Origin of the sequence: Aeromonas sp. QDB20 (genome assembly GCF_027707805.1) — a bacterium.
GTDB classification, from domain to species: domain Bacteria; phylum Pseudomonadota; class Gammaproteobacteria; order Enterobacterales; family Aeromonadaceae; genus Aeromonas; species Aeromonas dhakensis.
In genome coordinates, this window is the sequence record NZ_JAPCJC010000014.1 from 1 (window position 1) to 19,991 (window position 19,991).

15 protein-coding genes and 1 pseudogene are annotated in these 19,991 nt (G+C 59.7%); 7 read left to right on the forward strand and 9 right to left on the reverse strand.

Translation table 11 applies throughout. The annotated features are described in order from the left end of the window. Positions 1 to 145, forward strand: a pseudogene (locus tag PG897_RS15690) (IS4 family transposase); the annotation flags it as partial. Between the two features lie 142 nt (positions 146 to 287). On the opposite strand, the gene PG897_RS15695 reads toward PG897_RS15690, so the two are convergent. The 9 genes from PG897_RS15695 to PG897_RS15735 form a co-directional block, all read right to left on the reverse strand. After that, on the reverse strand, positions 288 to 2,048 hold the full coding sequence (locus PG897_RS15695) for a DEAD/DEAH box helicase (RefSeq protein ID WP_270829194.1): 1,761 nt from the start codon (positions 2,046 to 2,048) through the stop codon (positions 288 to 290). A 113-nt stretch (positions 2,049 to 2,161) separates the two neighbouring features. After that, positions 2,162 to 3,199 carry an HlyD family secretion protein gene (locus PG897_RS15700; RefSeq protein ID WP_005302227.1) on the reverse strand — a complete coding sequence of 346 codons (1,038 nt, stop codon included), beginning with the start codon at positions 3,197 to 3,199 and terminating at the stop codon, positions 2,162 to 2,164. A 2-nt stretch (positions 3,200 to 3,201) separates the two neighbouring features. Further along, positions 3,202 to 3,534, reverse strand: a complete 333-nt coding sequence (locus PG897_RS15705; RefSeq protein WP_005302225.1) for a DUF3302 domain-containing protein — start codon at positions 3,532 to 3,534, stop codon at positions 3,202 to 3,204. Positions 3,535 to 3,822: 288 nt separating this feature from the next. Continuing rightward, positions 3,823 to 5,244, reverse strand: a complete 1,422-nt coding sequence (locus PG897_RS15710) for a carbon starvation CstA family protein (protein ID WP_005302222.1) — start codon at positions 5,242 to 5,244, stop codon at positions 3,823 to 3,825. 140 nt (positions 5,245 to 5,384) lie between these two features. Then, positions 5,385 to 6,089 carry a two-component system response regulator BtsR gene (btsR, locus tag PG897_RS15715; protein WP_216973028.1) on the reverse strand — a complete coding sequence of 235 codons (705 nt, stop codon included), beginning with the start codon at positions 6,087 to 6,089 and terminating at the stop codon, positions 5,385 to 5,387. A gap of 52 nt (positions 6,090 to 6,141) precedes the next feature. Beyond that, on the reverse strand, positions 6,142 to 7,812 hold the full coding sequence (locus tag PG897_RS15720; protein WP_270829195.1) for a sensor histidine kinase: 1,671 nt from the start codon (positions 7,810 to 7,812) through the stop codon (positions 6,142 to 6,144). Positions 7,813 to 8,165: 353 nt separating this feature from the next. After that, on the reverse strand, positions 8,166 to 9,401 hold the full coding sequence (locus PG897_RS15725; protein ID WP_042050674.1) for an HD-GYP domain-containing protein: 1,236 nt from the start codon (positions 9,399 to 9,401) through the stop codon (positions 8,166 to 8,168). Positions 9,402 to 9,510: 109 nt separating this feature from the next. Further along, the gene (gene adhE, locus PG897_RS15730) at positions 9,511 to 12,174 is read right to left on the reverse strand and encodes a bifunctional acetaldehyde-CoA/alcohol dehydrogenase (protein WP_005302211.1); all 2,664 of its coding nucleotides are present in this window, start codon (positions 12,172 to 12,174) and stop codon (positions 9,511 to 9,513) included. Between the two features lie 295 nt (positions 12,175 to 12,469). Next, positions 12,470 to 13,102 carry a 2OG-Fe dioxygenase family protein gene (locus PG897_RS15735; RefSeq protein ID WP_043169558.1) on the reverse strand — a complete coding sequence of 211 codons (633 nt, stop codon included), beginning with the start codon at positions 13,100 to 13,102 and terminating at the stop codon, positions 12,470 to 12,472. A 269-nt stretch (positions 13,103 to 13,371) separates the two neighbouring features. Here PG897_RS15735 and PG897_RS15740 point away from each other — a divergent pair, with 269 nt between their 5' ends. The 6 genes from PG897_RS15740 (at position 13,372) to oppF (ending at position 19,945) form a co-directional block, all read left to right on the forward strand. Further along, positions 13,372 to 14,007, forward strand: a complete 636-nt coding sequence (locus PG897_RS15740; protein ID WP_005302204.1) for a YchE family NAAT transporter — start codon at positions 13,372 to 13,374, stop codon at positions 14,005 to 14,007. Between the two features lie 279 nt (positions 14,008 to 14,286). Beyond that, complete coding sequence (locus tag PG897_RS15745; protein WP_017764221.1) at positions 14,287 to 15,906, forward strand: ABC transporter substrate-binding protein; 1,620 nt, start codon at positions 14,287 to 14,289, stop codon at positions 15,904 to 15,906. A gap of 97 nt (positions 15,907 to 16,003) precedes the next feature. Next, on the forward strand, positions 16,004 to 16,924 hold the full coding sequence (gene oppB, locus PG897_RS15750; protein WP_005302198.1) for an oligopeptide ABC transporter permease OppB: 921 nt from the start codon (positions 16,004 to 16,006) through the stop codon (positions 16,922 to 16,924). A 14-nt stretch (positions 16,925 to 16,938) separates the two neighbouring features. After that, positions 16,939 to 17,850, forward strand: coding sequence for an oligopeptide ABC transporter permease OppC (gene oppC, locus PG897_RS15755; protein WP_005302192.1), 912 nt, complete (start codon positions 16,939 to 16,941; stop codon positions 17,848 to 17,850). 118 nt (positions 17,851 to 17,968) lie between these two features. Further along, positions 17,969 to 18,949: an ABC transporter ATP-binding protein gene (locus tag PG897_RS15760; protein WP_005302188.1), complete on the forward strand. Its 981-nt coding sequence runs from the start codon at positions 17,969 to 17,971 to the stop codon at positions 18,947 to 18,949. Continuing rightward, on the forward strand, positions 18,950 to 19,945 hold the full coding sequence (gene oppF, locus PG897_RS15765) for a murein tripeptide/oligopeptide ABC transporter ATP binding protein OppF (protein ID WP_005302185.1): 996 nt from the start codon (positions 18,950 to 18,952) through the stop codon (positions 19,943 to 19,945). Positions 19,946 to 19,991 lie beyond the last annotated feature (46 nt).

The window sequence follows — 19,991 nt, forward strand, 5'->3', positions numbered from 1 at the left end:
TCGAAACGTACTCTCAACAGTTCGCTTAGGCATGGAAGTTTTGCGGCATTCTGGCTACACAATAACAAGGGAAGACTTACTCGTGGCTGCAACCCTACTAGCTCAAAATTTATTCACACATGGTTACGCTTTGGGGAAATTATGAGGGGATCTCTCAGTGCATAACATCCTCTAACGTGACGAAGGGGCCCGGCAGTGGGCCGGCCCTGATAACTCAAACCTTGTTGTACCCGCCGATGCCGGAACGGCCGTGGCAAAGCAATTCATACGCCTTATGCCGGTCGCCATCACGCCAGTGAATTGGCGGTGCGATAGCGGCCGTCATAATCAAAAATCTTCTCTTTGATCTGCCAGAAGCGCCCTGACTTGCGGGCGATGACAAAATCGGGGTGGCGAAACTGATGTTCCACCGCCAGCACGCTCGCCAGGGTGGCAAATTCGGGCTCCAGCCCCGGGGCGGGCCAATGATGACGCACAAAGTGCTGTTGAAACAAGCGCCGTGCGCCTGCCGAGTGAAATCCGAAGTACTCATTGAGGGTGAGACCATCCTCGTCGTGATAGACCACCTCCAGCCGCTCCCCCTGTTTGCCGCGCCCGACCGTCAAGGTCAGCCCCGCGCAGCGGATCACCATGCAATCCTTGAGATTGAGCGCCTCCTTGAGCTTGTCGTCAGGGTCCACCAGCAACTGATCGCAGCTCTGGCAACGGCGGGCGGCGATGTCGTTTTCACCGCCGCAGGCGGGGCAGATCTTGGCGCGAAAGCGGTAGTCGCACTCCTCGCGGTTGCCCTCGTCATCTTCAAACAGCCCCTGACAGCGGCGGCCGTAGTGCTCGATCACCTTGCCATCCTCGTCGGTCTTGCCCCAGAAGGTGTTGGCAAAGCCGCAGGCGGGGCAGGGCACCTGCACCGGCTCGGTGCCGGCATGGGGCCTAGGCTCCCCTACTTCGGGGGCAAACAGGTTGAAGTTGTTGCCCGCATAGTCGAGCACCAGACAATCGGTCTTGCCGGGCGACAGGCGCAGGCCCCTGCCCACGATCTGCTGGTAGAGGGAGACCGACTCGGTGGGGCGCAGCATCACGATGAGGTCGACGTGGGGGGCATCGAAGCCGGTGGTGAGCACCGCCACGTTGACCAGAAACTTGAGCTCGCGCGCCTTGAAGGCGCTGATGAGGGCGTCGCGCTCCGGCCCCGGGGTGTCACCTGTGATGAGAGCCGCCTGCTCCCCTCTGGCTCCCAGCAGGCCGTGAATTTCCCAGGCATGCTCGACGGTGGCGGCGAAGATCATCACCCCCTGCCGCTCGCGGGCATACTCCAGTACCTGGCTCAGGATATGGGGGGTGACCCGCTCCTGACGCTTGAGCTCGCCGTTGAGATCCGCCTCGCTGAAGAGGCCATTCTCCCGCGGTACCAGCCGGCTGAAGTCGTAGTGGACGATGGGGGCATCCACCATGCGCGGCGGCGTCAGGTAGCCGTTCTTGACCATGAAGCGCAGCGGCAGCTCGAACACGCAGTCGCCGAACAGCCGCTCGCCGTGGCTCTTGACCATACCGTGGTAGTGGCGCCGGTAGATCCAGCCCAGCCCGAGCCGATAGGGGGTGGCGGTGAGGCCGAGGATCTTGAGGGCCGGATTGGCGGCCTTGAGGTGGCCTAACACCTGATGGTACTGGCTGTCATCATCGAGCGAGACCCGGTGGCACTCGTCGATGATGAGCAGCGAAAAAGCACCGTCGAAGGCCTCCAGATTGCGCGCCACCGACTGCACCGAGCCGAACACCACCTGGGCGCTGGCCTCCTTGCGATTGAGGCCGGCGGCGAAGATGTCGGCCTGGAGGCCCCAGGCCTCGTACTTGGCGTGGTTCTGCTCCACCAGCTCCTTGACGTGGGCCAGCACCAGCACCCGGCCGCGCGCCTTGCGGGCCAGCTCGGCGATCACCAGACTCTTGCCGGCCCCGGTGGGCAGCACCACCACGGCGGGATCCGGGTGTTTGCGAAAGTGGCTGATGACGGCGTTGACGGCGTCGGTCTGGTAGGGTCTGAGAACGAACATGCAGGCTGGGTACATCGACGAGGGGCGGAGCAGGGTGGCGCCATTATAGGGAACTTGGCGCCAAAAAACAGCGGGCCGGCATGGTGCCGGCCCGCTGGCTACGTCGTTGCGGCTTAGTGGAAGGGGAAGATGTAGTTCATCCAGCTGGCCATGCGCAGCAGTACCTTGCGCATGATGGCCACGTGATGGAAATGCTTGGTGTAGATGGCAGCCTGACCGCTGGAGCCGGCTATCACCTGATACTCCTGCCAGCGCGGGTCGGTGATCTTGATGCGCACCGGCAGGCGGCCGGGGATCACCGCCGAGCTCTGGTCGATCAGCGCGGCATTGGCCTGCACGTTGCCCGAGGCGATGGCGGGGATCACCGCTTCGACCTCACCCTTGAAGATCTTGCCGGGGATGCCGTCGATCACCACTTCGGCCTCGTCCCCTACCGCCAGGCGCTGCATGCTGTTTTGCCAGAACCAGCCGACGTAGGCATTGTCATCCTCGTGGATGAAGGTCATCACCGGGCGATACATGAAGGGGGTGGCGATCATGCCCGGGCGCAGGGCCAGCTGTACCACATGGCCGTCGCTCGGGGCATAGACCACGGTCTGGTCGAGCTGATACTTGGCTTCGCGCAGTTGGGCCCGTACATCGTCCAGGGTGGCTTGTTGCTGATCGAGCTGGGCGACCAGATCGTCGACGTTGGCCTGGGTCACGTCCAGATCGCGCTGCTTGCCGATGCCGCGGCGCATCAGCTCGGCGGCGCGATCCCGGTCGAGCTTGGCCGAGCGCATGCGCGCCTCGATGGATTTGAGGTGCTCCTCGTTGGAGCTGACCCTGGCCTCCAGGCTCGCGGCGCGCTGGCGGAACGGCTCGTCGTCGATACGAAACAGCACGTCACCCTTCTTCACCTTCTGGTCCGGCTTGACCGCGACCTCGCTGACCCGGCCCTTGACCAGGGGAACGATGGGGGTGGAGACGTAGTAGTTGCGCGCCATCTCGGAGTAGGGGTGGTTGTAGTTCATCAGCATGATGAGGGTGCCGATGAGCAGCACGCCGCCGAGTACGGCGGTGGGCACGGTCCACTTGTTGAGCGGGATGCGGAAGATTTTGAAGACAGCTACACAGATGGCGGTGTAGGTGAGAACCAGCAAGAGATCCATGATCACTCCTTCTCTTGGGTCAGCTGATCGAGGCGGCTGCGCAGGGCGGCGACCTCATCCTTGAGCTCGGCGAGGTGTTTCTCGTCGCGCTCGATACGCTGGGTAAAGCCCCAGCCCCGATCCTCCCGGTAGAGGGTCGCCCAGATCCAGAGGAAGGGCCACAGCACGTGCAGGGTAAACAGGCTGACCCAGCCGGCCACGTGAATGGCATCCTGATGGGGATGCTGACGATGCTTGGCTATTTCATAGGGAATGTCGTGAATGACGATGACCCCGTAAAAGATGACCAAACCCACAAAAAAAAGCAGACCAAGAGCAAAATAATCGAGTGTCATTTATGCCTCCACCGGCGTGACGCACAGCATTGTCATTGGATCCCGGGTTCTGCAACACAACCAGCAACCGGGTTTCCATCCTGTTGGGCCCGAAATCTTAAGCAATCTTGTTGTACTGAAGCTTAAGTGGCTTCGAAATCGTCAAGATAGATGACGGTATTATTGGGGCGAGTCCATAAAGTCGTATCCATGACAAGGACTTACGCAGGGAGTATGGCATCAGTGAGGGGAAATTAGCAGCAAAAAAAGGAGCCTTTATGGCTCCTTTTCTGACATGTTTGGCGTGGATCAGCTTTCGCTGGCCTTGCCGATCAGGGCGGGTCTGAACTTCATCAGGAAGGCGACGGTCACCACCAGGGTGCTGGCCAGACCGATGAGGGTGGAGACGCCCATCTCCAGCCCGAACCCGATGGGGGCGTTGGCCAGGTAGGTGAACACCACGGCGGTCATGAACATGGCCGGCAGGGTGCAGACCCAGTGCAGCTTGCCCTCTTTGGCGAGGTAGGCGGCGGCAGCCCACAGCATCATCACGGCGGTGGTCTGGTTGGCCCAGCCGAAGTAGCGCCAGATCACCCCGAATTCGGCCTTGGAGATGATGAAACCGAGGATGAACATGGGGATGGCGATCAGCAGTCGCTTGGCCATCGGCTTCTGGGTCAGGTTGAGGAAGTCCGCCACGATGAGGCGGGCACTGCGAAACGCCGTGTCACCGGAGGTGATGGGCAGGATCACTACGCCCAGGATGGCCAGGATGCCGCCAACGGTGCCGAGCAGGCTGGTGGAGACCTCGTGCACCACGGCAGAGGGGCCGCCGCTGGCCAGGGTGGCGTTGAGCGCTTCTGTGCTGTCGTAGAAGGAGAGCCCCAGGGTGCACCAGATGAGGGCGATGATCCCTTCACCGATCATGGCTCCGTAGAAGATGAAGCGGCCGGATTTCTCGTTCTGCATGCAGCGCGCCATCAGCGGGGACTGGGTGGCGTGAAAACCGGACACGGCGCCGCAGGCGATGGTGATGAACAGCAGCGGCCAGAGCGGCAGTTCGGTCGGGTGCAGGTTGGAGAAGTCCATCCCGGTGTTGTAGAAGCCTTTGCCGGAGACGATGAGGCCGATGATGAGGCCGACCGACATGAACACCAGCAGGGCGCCGAAGATGGGGTAGAAGCGGCCGATGATCTTGTCGATGGGGACTATGGTCGCCAGGATGTAGTAGGCGAAGATGGCCACAATCCAGTAGACCAGGTCGGTGGAGGTGAGGTTGGCCAAGAGGCCCGCCGGGCTCAGCACGAACACCACGCCCACCAGCATCAACAGCACCACGGCAAACAGGTTCATGAAGTGCTTGGCGGCGGTGCCGAGGTGCTCACCGACCACGGTCGGCACAGAGGCGCCCTTGGCGCGCACCGACAGCATGCCGGAGAAGTAGTCGTGAACCGCACCGGCGAAGATGCAGCCGAAGACGATCCAGAGCATGGCGACCGGGCCGTAGAGGGCACCCAGGATGGGGCCGAAGATGGGGCCGACGCCGGCGATGTTGAGCAACTGCACCAGGTAGACCTTCTTGTCCGACATGGGGACATAGTCCACCCCGTCCGCCATGGTGATGGCGGGGGTTTTCAGCTCGGGTTTTGGCCCGAATATCCGCTCGATGAATTTGCCGTATACGAAGTAGCCGGCCACAAGTAAGCCGACACAGAGGAAGAACCAGATCATTGCTACGCTCCTGCTTTGTTATTTTTTGGTGTGCGCGGCCAGTGTAGGGGCTTGCACTGTTAACGGCAGGTAAAAAAGGGCGAGCGGCCGTATGGCGACCCGAGTGGTTGGCGCTCGTGATCCGGCTCACACCACGCGGCTCACTCCAGCCCGAGCTGTTCCTTCAACTCCTTCAGGTAGCGGCGGCTGACCGGTACCTGGGCACCGCTCGGGGTCACTATCTCCGCCAGCTGATTCTCCAGCAGCCGGATTTCAAAGATGGCGGTCGGGGCCACCAGATACTGGCGGTGGCAGCGCAGCAGCGGGGTCTTCTCTTCCAGCGATTTGAGGGTGAGCTGGGTGTGGAACAGCTCACCCTGGCTGGCGACGTGCACGCCGCCGAGATCGGAGAAGGCGTACTCCACCTGTTCGATGGGCAGCAGCCGCACCCGGTTGTGCAGGTAGCCCGGAATGTGGCGAATGGCGGGGGCGATCGCCGTCATGGGCTGCGGGCTGAGATCCTGTCTCAGCCGCGCCAGCGTCTTGGCGAGGCGGGCCGGCTCCACCGGTTTGAGCAGGTAGTCGAAGGCGTTCTCCTCGAACGCCTGGATGGCGTAGTCGTCAAACGCGGTGACGAACACGATGCGGGGCAGGGGATCGAGCATGGCCACCAGTTCCATGCCGCTCAGCTTTGGCATCTGGATGTCGAGAAACACCACGTCGGGTCTGAGCCGCTGAATGAGCGGAAGCGCCTCGATGGCGTTGGCGGCCGTCCCCAGCAGCTCGATATCGGACTCGGCGGCCAGCTGCTGCATCAGCTCCTCGCGGGCATACGGCTCGTCATCGACGATGAGGGTGCGGATCATGGGGTTCTCCTGCGTGGCTGGGGGACAAAGCTGGCTTGGTGCAACGGCCGGATCATGACGCCTCCCTGGGCAGGGTGACGGAGACCCGGGTCCAGCAGTCGGGCTCGCAGCTGACGCTCAGGCCATAACGGTTGCCAAAAGCGCTCTTGAGGCGCCGATCCACCAGGGTCATGCCGAGCCCGTCACCGGCCGGTTTCTCCTGCCAGGTGCCGGCATTGTCTTCGACGTGAATGGTAACCCGATCCGTCGTCTGCTCGGTGTAGAGGCGAATGCGCCCCTGCTCCAGCAGGGTGGAGATGCCGTGCTTGATGGCGTTTTCAATCAGTGGCTGCAGAGTGAAGCTCGGCAGCTTGAGGCCGGCGAGGTCGGGCGGGATGTCGTTTTGCACCGTCAGCCGGTCGCCAAAGCGGGCCAGCTCGATCTCCAGATAGGATTGGCAGTGCTCCTGCTCCTCCTGCAGGGTGGCCAGCCCGCTCTGGCGCTTGAGGTTCTTGCGAAAGAACAGGGAGAGGTGGAGCAGCAGCTGGCGCGCCCGCTCGGGCTCGCGCCGGGTGATGGCACTGATGGTGTTGAGGGTGTTGAACAGAAAATGGGGGTTGATCTGGGCCTGCACCAGCTTGAGCTCGGACTGCACCAGCAGCCGCTGCTGCTGCTCCAGCCGGCCGGTCAGCAGCTGCTGGGAGAGCAGGTTGGCGATCCCTTCCCCCAGGGTGTGGTTGATCTTGAGAAACAGCCGCTTCTTGGGTTCATAGAGCTTGATGGTGCCGATCACCCCCTCGTCGCCGTGCAGCGGGATCACCAGCACAGAGCCGAGCTGGCACTGAGGCAAGATGCTGCAGCGGTAGGGCTGACTGTTGCCGTCGGCAAACAGCACCTTGTTCTGGGCGATGGCCTGCATGGTGATGGCGGAGGTGATGGGGGTACCCGGCTTGTGGTGATCCTCGCCGATGCCGATGAAGGCGAGAATCTTGTCGGTATCCGTGATGGCGACCGCTCCGACCCCGGTCTCCTCCTGCACTATCTGGGCGATGCGGGTGCTGGCCTCGGGGGTAAACCCCTGGCTCATGATCCCCACGGTGCGGTTGGCGATGGTGAGCGCTTTGGCGGAGAAGACCCGGGAGAACTTCTCGTACATTCGCTGCTGATCGCGGATCATGCTGATGAAGAGGGCCGCACCGCAGGAGTTGGCGAGGATCATGGGGGTGGCGATGGTGCGCACCAGCAACAGGGACTTGTCGAACGGGCTGGCTACCAGCAGGATGATCACCATCTGCATGATCTCGGCGTAGAGGGTGGTGAAGAAGGCGATGCGCGGCTCGAACAGCGCATCCATCTTGCCTGCCCGCATCAGTCGCCAGTGCACCAGTCCGCCCAGCAAGCCTTCGCAGGTGGTGGAGATGGCGCAGGCGAGATCGGTGAATCCCCCCAGGGTATAACGGTGTATCCCGCCGGTCAGTCCCACCAGAAATCCCACCAGCGGGCCTCCCAGCAGTCCCCCCAGCACGGCGCCCACGGCGCGGGTATTGGCGATGGCATCGTCGATATCCAGTCCCACATAGGTACCCAGAATGCAGAAGCAGGAGAAGATGAGGTAAATCAGCACCTTGTGGGGCAGCCTGACCGAATAGTTGGTCAGTGGGCGCAGCAGCGGACTCTTGGAAAAGAGGTAGGCGATGACCAGACTGACGCTCATCTGTTGAAGCAGGGAGAGGACCAACTGCATAAAAAACGTTCCTCAGAGTCCGTGCCGAAAAAAGCGGCAGTCTTGAATAAATGTGATCAGGATCTTGTTCTGTGGGCCATTCTGGCCAGAACGCCGGCGAAGTGTGCCAGAAACGCGGAATAAAACCATATAAAATCAGCATGTTAAATTGATATTTGTGTAATTGCCCAAGGATTGATATTGCTGAATTGAGCATGAATGTATCCGTTGGATACGCCACACGGAGGTGGCATGCTCCGCCCGACCAGCAGGTCGGGCGTTTTTTATCCAGGGGACGTGGCAAACCATTTTGAGGGTAATCGGGCAATTATTCAGGTTTGTCCAATGAGTTATCCCCAGCTTCTGGGGATAACTCAGAATGCAAAATAGTAACAGAAGCGTCGGGTCAGGTTGAAAAATAGCCGCTGCCCTTCGTCCAGATCTTCCTGCTTGAGAAAGGATTTGATGGTGCGCTCATCTTCCCGCAGGTCGACCATGGCCACCCCTTCCGGTCGTTGTGCCTTGATGTAGGGCAACACCTTGGGCTTGAGGGGCATGGTGGGTTCGGTGGAGAGCACCAGGGCCACCGAGTCGTCGGAGAGCTGCACCAGCGAGCCCGGCGGATAGACCCCCAGTACCTTGATCAGCAGCTTGACCAGATCCTGGTCGAATTTCTTTTGCGACAGCTTGTAGAGCTGGCTGATGGCCTGGCTCGGCGCCGCCGGTGTCGCGCTGTTGCGCGGGTGCAGCAGCTCGTCATAGTAATCCACCAACCCGATGATCCGTGCCAGCGGCGGGATCTCGCCCCCCTTGATGCCTAGGGGAAAGCCGCTGCCGTCGAGCCGCTCATGATGCAGGTGGGCCACCTGACGGATCTTGGGCTCGAAGGCCTGCAACTGGGTCAGCATCTCCAGTCCGTACTGGGGGTGCATCTTGAGGAAGTTCTGCTCCGACTTGTTTAGTTCCCCCCGCTTCTGGGTGATCTGGGTCGGGATCTTCAGCTCGCCAATGTCGTGCACCAGCCCGGCCAGGCCGGTCTCCTCGATCTCGATGGGAGTCATGCCCAGCTCCCGTGCCATCAACATGGCGATGAAGGCCACGTTCAGGCTGTGCTGCAGCAGGATGTCGGTATGGGGGCTGCGAATGAGGTGCAGCCCGAGGGGGCCCTCGTGGGCGCTGATGCGGGCGGCGGCGTTGCGCACTATCTGCGCCGTGTTGGCAAGCCCTTCGTCCGGCTTGAGGTTGAGGGCGCCCAGGGCATCGCGCAGCTCGGACATGGACTGGCCGAAGGCCTTGTCGGCGGCGCGCAGGGAGCGGCGAAATGCCTTCTCGTCAAACGGGGGAGGGCCGCTATCCTCCGGCTCTTCGACAACGGAGAGATCGGGGCCTGGGCTCGGAATATCGCCACGCAACAGGGGCTCGAGAGGGAGGTCGCTCTTGTCGGGGTCGACCATCAGCAGATTGAGGTCAAGGTGGCGGATGATGTCGAGTTGCTGTTGATCCTTGATCTTGAAGGCATTGAACATAAAAGGGTGATTGGTCCATCCCGTGGGAAGATGGATATAGTGACCGACCCGCAACTGTTCTATGGATGCCTGTATCAGCGCCATACGCTCGCTCGCATTTCATGAATGCCTATGAACAAGCTAGCAAAATTAAGCAGATAGACAAACAAAAAAGCCCGCGCATGTGCGCGGGCTCTCGAGTCGACTCAGCTTATCAGGCTTTGGACTTCTTCTTGCCTTCTACTTTGGCATCAACCTTGGCGGCAACCTGGGCCTCCTCGGTGAACGGACGGCCGTAGTAGGTGTCCAGCAGGATGGCTTTCAGCTCGCTGATCAGCGGGTAGCGCGGGTTGGCGCCGGTGCACTGGTCATCGAAGGCTTCCACGGCCAGCTGGTCAACCTTGGCCAGGAAGTCGGCCTCGGCGACGCCGGCTTCACGGATGGAGGCCGGGATACCCAGGGTTGCCTTCAGCTCGTCCAGCCATACCAGCAGCTTCTCGATCTTGGCGGCGGTACGGTCACCGGCGGCGGTCAGACCCAGGTGGTCGGCCACTTCGGCGTAGCGACGACGAGCCTGCGGACGGTCGTACTGGGAGAACGCGGTCTGCTTGGTCGGGTTGTCGTTCGCGTTGTAGCGGATGACGTTGCTGATCAGCAGGGCGTTGGCCAGGCCGTGCGGGATGTGGAACTCGGCACCCAGCTTGTGAGCCATGGAGTGGCACACACCCAGGAAGGCGTTGGCGAACGCGATACCGGCGATGGTGGCCGCGTTGTGTACCTTCTCACGAGCGATCGGGTCGTTGGCACCGTTCAGGTAGCTGGAGGGTAGGTAGTCCTTCAGCAGTTTCAGGGCTTGCAGTGCCTGACCGTCGGAGTACTCGTTGGCCAGCACGGAAACATAGGCTTCCATGGCGTGGGTCACGGCGTCGATACCACCGAAGGCGCACAGGGACTTGGGCATGCCCATCACCAGGTTGGCGTCGACGATGGCCATGTTCGGGGTCAGCTCGTAGTCGGCCAGCGGGTATTTCACGCCGGTGGCGTCGTCGGTCACGACCGCAAACGGGGTCACTTCAGAACCGGTACCGGACGTGGTGGTGATGCAGACCAGTTCGGCCTTCACGCCCATTTTCGGGAACTTGTAGATACGCTTGCGGATGTCCATGAAGCGCATGGCCAGATCTTCGAACGCAGTGTTCGGGTGCTCGTACATCACCCACATGATCTTGGCCGCATCCATCGGTGAACCACCGCCCAGGGCGACGATCACGTCCGGCTTGAAGGAGTTGGCCATTTCGGCACCCTTGCGCACCACGGACAGGGTCGGGTCGGCTTCGACTTCGTAGAACACTTCCACTTCCATCTTCAGGCCCTTGAGCAGACGAACCACTTCGTCGGCGTAGCCGTTGTTGAACAGGAAGCGGTCGGTCACGATCATGGCGCGCTTCTTGCCTTCCAGGTCGCCCAGGGCGATCGGCAGGGAGCCACGACGGAAGTAGATGGATTTCGGAAGTTTGTGCCACAGCATGTTTTCTGCCCGTTTTGCGACTGTCTTCTTGTTGATCAGGTGCTTGGGACCCACGTTCTCGGAGATGGAGTTGCCACCCCAGGAGCCGCAGCCCAGCGTCAGAGACGGTGCCATCGCGAAGTTGTACAGGTCACCGATACCACCCTGAGTGGTCGGGGTGTTGATCAGAATACGGGCAGTCTTCATCTTGTCGCCGAAGTACTTGATGCGGTCGGCGTTGCGATCCTGGTCGGTATAGAGACCGGAGGTGTGGCCGATACCACCCAGGTTGACCATGTCGCAGGCCATCTCGACGGCTTCTTCGAAGTTCTTGGCACGGAACAGACCCAGGGTCGGGGAGAGCTTCTCGTGAGCGAACTCTTCCTCTTCACAGATCTTCACGCCTTCACCGATCAGGATCTTGGTGTTGGCAGGCACGGTGACGCCAGACATTTCAGCGATCTTGACCGCAGGCTGACCCACGATGTTGGCGTTCATGGCGCCGTTGATCAGGATGACCTTGCGGACCTTGTCGGCTTCTTCCTTGGACAGCACATAACCATTGTGAGTGGCGAAACGCTCTTTCACCTGGTCGTAGACGGAGTCGACCACGATGGCGGCTTGCTCGGAGGCACAGACCACGCCGTTGTCGAAGGTCTTGGACATCAGGATGGAGGCGACGGCACGCTTCACATCGGCGGTTTCGTCGATGACGACCGGTACGTTACCGGCACCTACACCGATGGCGGGTTTGCCGGAGGAGTAGGCGGCCTTCACCATGCCCGGGCCACCGGTGGCCAGGATCAGGTTGATGTCGTTGTGCTTCATCAGGGCGTTGGAGAGCTCAACAGAGGGTTGGTCAATCCAGCCGATGATGTCTTTCGGGGCACCGGCGGCAATGGCTGCATCCAGTACCAGCTTGGCTGCGGTATTGGTGGAGTTCTTGGCGCGGGGGTGCGGGGAGAAGATGATGGCGTTGCGGGTCTTCAGAGAGATCAGGGACTTGAAGATCGCGGTGGAGGTCGGGTTGGTGGTCGGTACGATACCGCAGATGATGCCTACCGGCTCGGCGATGGTGATGGTACCCATCTCGTCATCTTCGCTGAGGATGCCGCAGGTCTTCTCTTCTTTGTACTTGTTGTAGATGTATTCGGAGGCGAAGTGGTTCTTGATAACCTTGTCTTCGATGATACCCATACCGGACTCTTCCACGGCCATCTGGGCCAGGGGGATACGGGCGTTGTTGGCGGCCAGGGCGGCGGCACGGAAGATCTTGTCTACCTGCTCTTGCGAGAAGCTGGCGAATTCACGCTGCGCTTCTTTGACGCGGGCAACCAGTGCATCCAGTTCAGCCAAATTGGTTACTGCCATGTTTATCTCCTGATGATTTGAAAACTGTTTAGTAAGACCTTGGCAATGCCCGGCAATTATAGATGCCCTGTCAAGAACAGAATCACCACAACGGGGTATTTACATGCCTTACTAAATCGCTTTCTGAGTCGATTATAGAGCGGGGCTGACTCAGAAAAACTTGATCTGGATCATGTGTAACAAAAGAACAAAAGAAATTTTGTTTCACAATACATGTTTGCCAGATGTTGCGCGGTTGTTTAGTGAGCCAGAGGTGGGATGAATGGTGCGTGAACAGGGGTTCACGCACCATTTTTCAAGCAGTTAGCACGATCACGTCCCAATGTCCCCGGTCCGGGCCCAGGGGCAGAATGGGGGCGGCATTGTGATAGAAACGGCGATCATCCAGGATCAGATACTCACCGACGTTTAATTGTTGTTGGAAAAATGGTTGTTCTTTTAATCCATGATAGAGCTGCAAGGCGCCGCCGCTGACCCCTTCACTGCCGCAGAAGAAGACCCCGATGAAGTCAAAGCCATCCTGGTGCACCCCCTCCGGCGCGGGCGGGACGCTCTCCCCTTCGCCGGTGACGATGCGCATCTGGTGAATGCCGATGGCCTGACCGTCTTCCAGCCGGGTGTGGCGGGCGAACAGTTTCAGCAGCTGTATAAAGGAGGGGTGAGCGACGAAGGCAGGCTCCAGCTCGGCATAGGTTCTGGGCACATCCCCCAGAAACTTGTTGATGGCGGCCGCCTGAAAGAAGACGCCGTTGTCGAGGGGCTGAAAGCGGGAGCCCTCCTTCTCCACCCGGCCGTAGCGGCGCTGGCGAAAGCTGCCCTGAATGTAGGGATCAACCGGCAGTCGCCCGAAGAAGCTAAGCAATGGGTTCAGGGTGCCTGCGGGCAGTGCATCCAGGTGCCACTGCAACTCGATGTCCGTATCAATCATCACGAAATCCTTGTTTGCTGAGATGAAATGTTGCGGCCAAACTCCATGGCCAGATAAAACTCGAAGCGATTTTATCAGAGTGTTAAATCGCGACAATCTTTATTAACAACTCAATCTGTCGAATTTTGTCGATGCATTAGAGGAACTAACTGAAAAGCCACGGAAAGGGTGAGATTATTTGATTGGTGAAGGTTTCGGGCATGATGTAAATTTACGCTCGGTTTATCGGGGTGGCCCACAGGGCCTCGTACTACTTCTGGATGGCGCCTATGGCAGCGATTGACGTCTCTTTATATCTGAAGTTTTTCATCGGTTTGTTTGCGATCATCAACCCGCTCGGCTTGCTGCCGGTGTTCGTCAGCCTGACCAGCCATCAGACGCCGGAAGAGCGGATGAAGACCAACACCACCGCCAACATTGCGGTGATGATCATCCTGCTGGTCTCCATGTCCATGGGGCAACTGATCCTGGACGGATTCGGCATCTCGCTGGCCTCCTTTCGCATCGCCGGCGGCTCGCTCATCACCCTGATCGCCTGGTCCATGCTGCAGGGCAAGCTGGGGGAGGTGAAGCACAACAAACAGGAGAAAGGGGAACTGGCCGCGCGGGAATCTGTCGCTGTGGTGCCGCTGGCGCTGCCGTTGATGGCGGGCCCCGGTGCCATCTCCTCTTCCATCGTCTACGCCAGCCAGAGCACCTGGTCCCAGATGCTGGGCATGTCGCTGGTGGTGATGGTGTTTGCCTTCTGCTCCTGGCTGATATTCCGCGCCGCCCCCCTGCTGTTCAAGGTGATGGGCAACACCGGCATCAACGTGGTGACCCGGATAATGGGTCTCATCATGATGTCGCTGGGCATCGAGATCATGGTGGCGGGGATCAAGGGGGTCTTCCCCGGATTGATGTGATTCAGGTCTGTTTTGTTGGAGCCGGTCCTTGTGACCGGCTTTTTATTGTTTCTTTTTTGTTGGTCATTTCCTAGAATCGAGCGGGTTTGTATAAAAAACGTCCATCATGGGATATTTAAATTCTGAATAATTGGTCAAAAGCTGCTTTTTTGACCATGAAGTCCAGTCCTGCCTGACGATATCTATTGCATTATCAGAAATGTCAGGGAATTATGCTGGCAGCGGGGTACTTATCTCGTTGATGGAAAAATGCATGGAATGTTCTTGTGGAGTATGGAAATGACTCATAAAAAAACAATGATTAATACCCTATTGGTGGCAGCTCTGTTTGGCGGTGTCAACGCGGCACAAGCCGCCGATGTGCCCGCAGGTACCAAGCTGGCTGAGGTTCAGCAGCTGGTGAAAGGCAACGGCTCCGAGCCCGCAACTCTCGACCCGCATAAAACCGAAGGAACGGTTGAATCCAATATTCTGCGTGACCTGTTCGAAGGTCTCGTCTCCTCCGGCCCCAAGGGTGAAGTGCTCCCCGCCATGGCCGAGTCCTGGGAAACCAAGGACAACAAACACTTCGTCTTCCACCTGCGTAAAAACGCCAAGTGGTCCAACGGTGATCCGGTCACTGCCCACGACTTCGAATATGCCTTCAAACGGGCCGTTGATCCGAAAACCGCCTCTCCCTACTCCTGGTATCTGGAGATCCCGACCATCGTCAACGCCTCCGACATCATTGCCGGCAAGAAGCCGTCAGATACGCTGGGCGTGAAGGCGGTGGACGACTACACCTTCGAGGTGCAGCTGGAGAAGGCGGTGCCTTACTTTGTCAGCATGCTCTCCCACACCACCACCTACCCGGTGCCGAAGAAGGTGATCGAGAAGTTCGGTGACAAGTGGACCCAGCCCGGCAACATGGTATCCAACGGCGCCTATGTGCTGAAGGATTGGGTGGTCAACGAGCGCGTCGACGTCGAGCGCAACAAAAACTACTGGAACGACGCCAAGACCGTCATCAACAAGGTGACCTATCTGCCGATCCAGTCCACCAACGCCGAGTTGAACCGCTACCTGGCCGGCGAAGTGGATCTCACCTACAACATGCCCATCGAGCGTTTCAAGCAGATGAAGAAGGATCTGCCGAACGAGGTGAAGGTGAGCGGCTACGTCGGTACCTACTACTACCAGTACAACTTCAAGAAGAAGCCGTTTGATGACGTGCGGGTGCGTACCGCGCTCTCCTACGCCATCGACCGCAACGTGATCGCCGACAAGGTGATGGGCAAGGGGGAAACCCCGGGCTACACCCTGGTCCCTGATTTCGTGGACGGCTTCAAGCCGGTGGCGCCGGCCTGGTCCAAGCTGACCCAGGCAGAGCGCGATGCCAAGGCGAAAGAGCTGCTGACCGAAGCCGGTTTCGGCCCGGGCAAGCCGCTCAAGTTCGAGCTGCTCTACAACACCGACGACAACCACAAGAAGGTGGCGGTTGCCGTGGCCTCCATGTGGAAGAAGCTGGGCGTGCAGGTAAGCCTGGTCAACCAGGAGTGGAAAACCTACCTGGAGACCAAGAAACAGGGTCAGTTTGACGTGGGCCGTGCCGGCTGGATCGCCGACTACAACGAAGCCTCCTCCATGCTGGATCTGATGCAGACCACCCACGGCAACAACGACGGCAAATACTCCAACCTGGCGTTCGACAAGTTGATGAACGAGTCGCGCAACCAGGTGGATGCCGAGGCGCGCAACAAGCTCTACGTCCAGGCTGAAGAGATCCTGGCCAAGGACATGCCGATTGCCCCCATCTATCAGTACGTGACTTCCCGTATGGTCAAGCCCTACGTGGGCGGCTATCCGGCCAACCCGCTGGACAACCTGTACAGCAAAGACATGTACATCATCGCCCACTGATTTTCGTTACAAGTCGCATAACAAGCAGGGCCCGCCAGACGGCGGGCCTTTATTACAACCGCGACCCTTTGGAAGCAGTACAGGACAGGAATTGTCTATGTTGAAATTCATTTTTAAACGTCTACTGGAAGCGATCCCGACTCTGCTGGTCTTGATCACCGTCTCCTTCTTCATGATGCGTTTCGCGCCGGGTAACCCCTTCAGCAGCGAACGCACCCTGCCACCCGAAGTGATGGCCAACATCGAAGCCAAATATGGCCTCGACAAGCCGATCGGGGTGCAATATCTCACCTATCTGGGCAACCTGGTGCAGGGGGATCTCGGTCCTTCCTTCAAGTACAAGGACTTCACCGTCAATGATCTGGTGAGCCAGGCACTGCCGGTTTCCGCCAAGATAGGTTCCTTCGCCTTTCTGTTTGCGGTGACGCTGGGGGTCACCTTCGGCACCATTGCCGCCCTCAAACAGAATACCGTCATCGACTATCTGTTGATGTCGTCGGCCATGGCCGGGGTGGTGATCCCGGGCTTTGTGCTGGCGCCCCTGCTGGTGCTGTTTTTCAGTATCCATCTGGGCTGGTTCCCGGCCGGTGGCTGGCAGGGTGGTGGCGTGCAGTTCATGGTGCTGCCGGTGTTCGGCATGATGATGTATTACATCTCCGCCATCTCGCGGATCATGCGGGGCAGCATGATCGAGACCATGAACTCCAACTTCATCCGTACCGCCCGCGCCAAGGGACTGCCGCTGCGCCACATCATCCTGAAACACGCGCTGCGCCCGGCCATGCTGCCGGTGGTCTCCTACCTGGGCCCGGCCTTCGTCGGCATCATCACGGGTTCCGTGGTGATCGAGACCATCTTCGGTCTGCCGGGGATTGGCCAGCTGTTCGTCAACGGTGCCCTCAACCGTGATTACTCCATGGTGCTCGGTCTGACCATTCTGGTCGGCGCCCTCACCATCACCTTTAACGCCGTGGTCGATATTCTCTATGCCTTTATCGATCCCAAGATCCGTTACTAAGTCGGGAGTACATCATGGTTGTCACAACTGAAAAACGCGAAGCCATCGAGGCGTTCGCCCAGAAAGTGGAAGTGGTGGAAGGACGCTCCCTGTGGAAGGATGCCCGTCGCCGTTTCCTGCGCAACAAGGCGGCCCTGACCAGCCTTATCATTCTCTCCATCATCGGATTGGCGGTGATCGTGGGGCCCCATCTGTCCCAGTACACCTTTGACGATCCTGACTGGGGCGCCATGCAGACCGGCCCCGACATGGAGACCGGCCACTGGTTCGGCACCGACAGCCTGGGGCGCGATCTGTTCGTGCGCACCCTGCTTGGCGGGCGCATCTCGCTGATGGTCGGCATCATGGGGGCCATGGTGGCCGTCATCATCGGCACCCTGTATGGCGCGGCATCCGGTTTCATCGGCGGTCGGGTCGACAGCCTGATGATGCGGGTACTGGAGATCCTCAACGCCTTCCCCTTCATGTTCTTCGTGATCATGCTGGTGACCTTCTTCGGCCGCAACCTGGCGCTCATCTTCATCGCCATCGGTGCGGTGAGCTGGCTCGACATGGCGCGGATCGTCCGTGGTCAGACCCTGAGCCTCAAGAGCAAGGAGTTCATCGAGGCGGCCCATGTCTGCGGCGTCTCCAAGTGGAAGATCATCACCCGTCACATCGTGCCCAACGTGCTGGGAATAGTGGCGGTCTACGCCACCCTGCTGGTGCCGGGCATGATCATGTTCGAATCCTTCCTGAGCTTCCTGGGGCTGGGGGTGCAAGAGCCCATGACCAGCTGGGGCGCCCTGCTGGATGAAGGCTCCAAGTCGATGGAAGTGGCCATCTGGCAACTCCTGTTCCCCGCCGGCTTCATGGTGGTGACCCTGTTTTGCTTCAACTTCCTCGGGGATGGTCTGCGTGACGCCCTCGATCCGAAGGATCGCTGAGAAAGCGGCGAAAGAGCGTTGGAACAACGCGCCGAAGGGCCGCACAGTGCGGCTCAATCGGGCGGACAGCGCATCGGATCGACAGGAAAACGTCACGAAAGATCGATAAGGAGTTTTTATGAAGTTACTGGATGTAAAAGATCTGCGGGTCGAGTTCAAGACCCCGGACGGCAATGTGGTAGCGGTCAACGACCTCAACTTCTCTCTCTCTGCCGGCGAGACCCTGGGTATCGTCGGGGAATCCGGTTCGGGCAAGTCCCAGACCGCGTTCGCCATCATGGGGCTGCTGGCCAAGAACGGCATCATCACAGGGTCAGCCAAGTTTCAGGGCGACGAGATCCTCAATCTGCCGGAACACAAGCTCAACAAGATCCGCTCCGAGAAGATCGCCATGATCTTCCAGGACCCCATGACCTCGCTCAACCCCTACATGAAGGTGAAGGATCAGCTGATGGAAGTGCTGATGCTGCACAAGGGGGTCAGCAAGGCCGAGGCGTTCGAGGAGTCGGTGCGCATGCTGGATGCGGTGAAGATCCCCGAGGCGCGCAAGCGGATGGGGATGTACCCGCACGAGTTCTCCGGCGGCATGCGTCAGCGGGTGATGATCGCCATGGCGCTGTTGTGCCGGCCGCAACTGCTCATCGCCGATGAACCGACCACGGCGCTGGACGTGACGGTACAGGCCCAGATCATGACCCTGATGAACGAGCTCAAGCGCGAGTTCAACACCGCCATCATCATGATCACCCATGACCTTGGCGTGGTGGCCGGCATCTGCGACAAGGTGCTGGTGATGTACGCCGGCCGTACCATGGAGTACGGCAAGGTCAACGACATCTTCTATCGCCCGAGCCACCCCTATACCGAAGGCTTGCTGCGTGCCATTCCCCGCCTCGATACCGAAGGGGAAGTGCTGCCCACCATCCCGGGCAACCCGCCCAACCTGCTGCGTTTGCCCACCGGCTGCCCCTTCCAGGAGCGCTGCCATCGGGTGAGCGAGATTTGCGGCCGGCAATCCCCAGTTCTGACGCCGTTCAACGACGGCCGGGAGCGGGCCTGCCACTGGGTATCGGATGCCATCATCAAGGGAGTGAACTAAATGGGGACTGACAAGAAACTGCTGCTGGAAGTGTCCGATCTCAAGGTCCACTTCAGCATCAAGAGTGACAAAGCCTGGCCCTGGGCCAAACCCTCCGCCCTGAAGGCGGTGGACGGGGTGACCCTGCGCCTTTACGAAGGGGAGACCCTGGGCGTGGTGGGGGAGTCGGGTTGCGGCAAGTCCACTTTTGCCCGGGCGCTGATCGGCCTGGTGCCGGCCACCGACGGCAAGGTGGTGTGGCTTGGCAACGATCTGACCAAGCTCGACCAGAAGGCGCTGCGCGAAAAACGCAAGGAGATCCAGATGATCTTCCAGGATCCGCTGGCCTCCCTCAACCCGCGCATGACCATAGGCGACATCATCGCCGAGCCTCTCATCACCTTCTACCCGGCCCTGCCGAAAGAGGAGGTGAAGGAGAAGGTACGCGCCATGATGAGCAAGGTGGGGCTGTTGCCCAATCTGGTCAACCGCTACCCCCACGAGTTCTCCGGCGGTCAGTGCCAACGTATCGGCATCGCCCGGGCGCTGATCCTCGAGCCCAAGATGATCATCTGTGACGAGCCGGTGTCGGCGCTGGATGTGTCGATCCAGGCCCAGGTAGTGAACCTGCTCAAGTCCATCCAGAAGGAGATGGGGCTGTCACTCATCTTCATCGCCCACGACCTGTCGGTGGTCAAGCACATCTCGGATCGGGTGCTGGTGATGTATCTGGGCAATGCGGTGGAGCTGGGGACCGGCAAGGAGATCTTCGCCAACCCCTTGCACCCCTATACCAAGGCGCTGATGTCGGCGGTGCCCATTCCGGATCCGGATCTGGAGCGCAGCAAGACCATCCAGATCCTGGAAGGGGAGCTGCCATCGCCGATGAATCCGCCGTCAGGCTGCGTGTTTCGTACCCGCTGCCCGGTGGCCGGCCCGGAGTGCGCCAAGACCCGGCCCCAGCTTGAGGGCAACTTTGACCATGCGGTCTCCTGCCTCAAGGCCGACCCGCTCTGATGGATGAGTCGCGACGAAAAAACGGGGCGCCTAGGTGGCGCCCCAT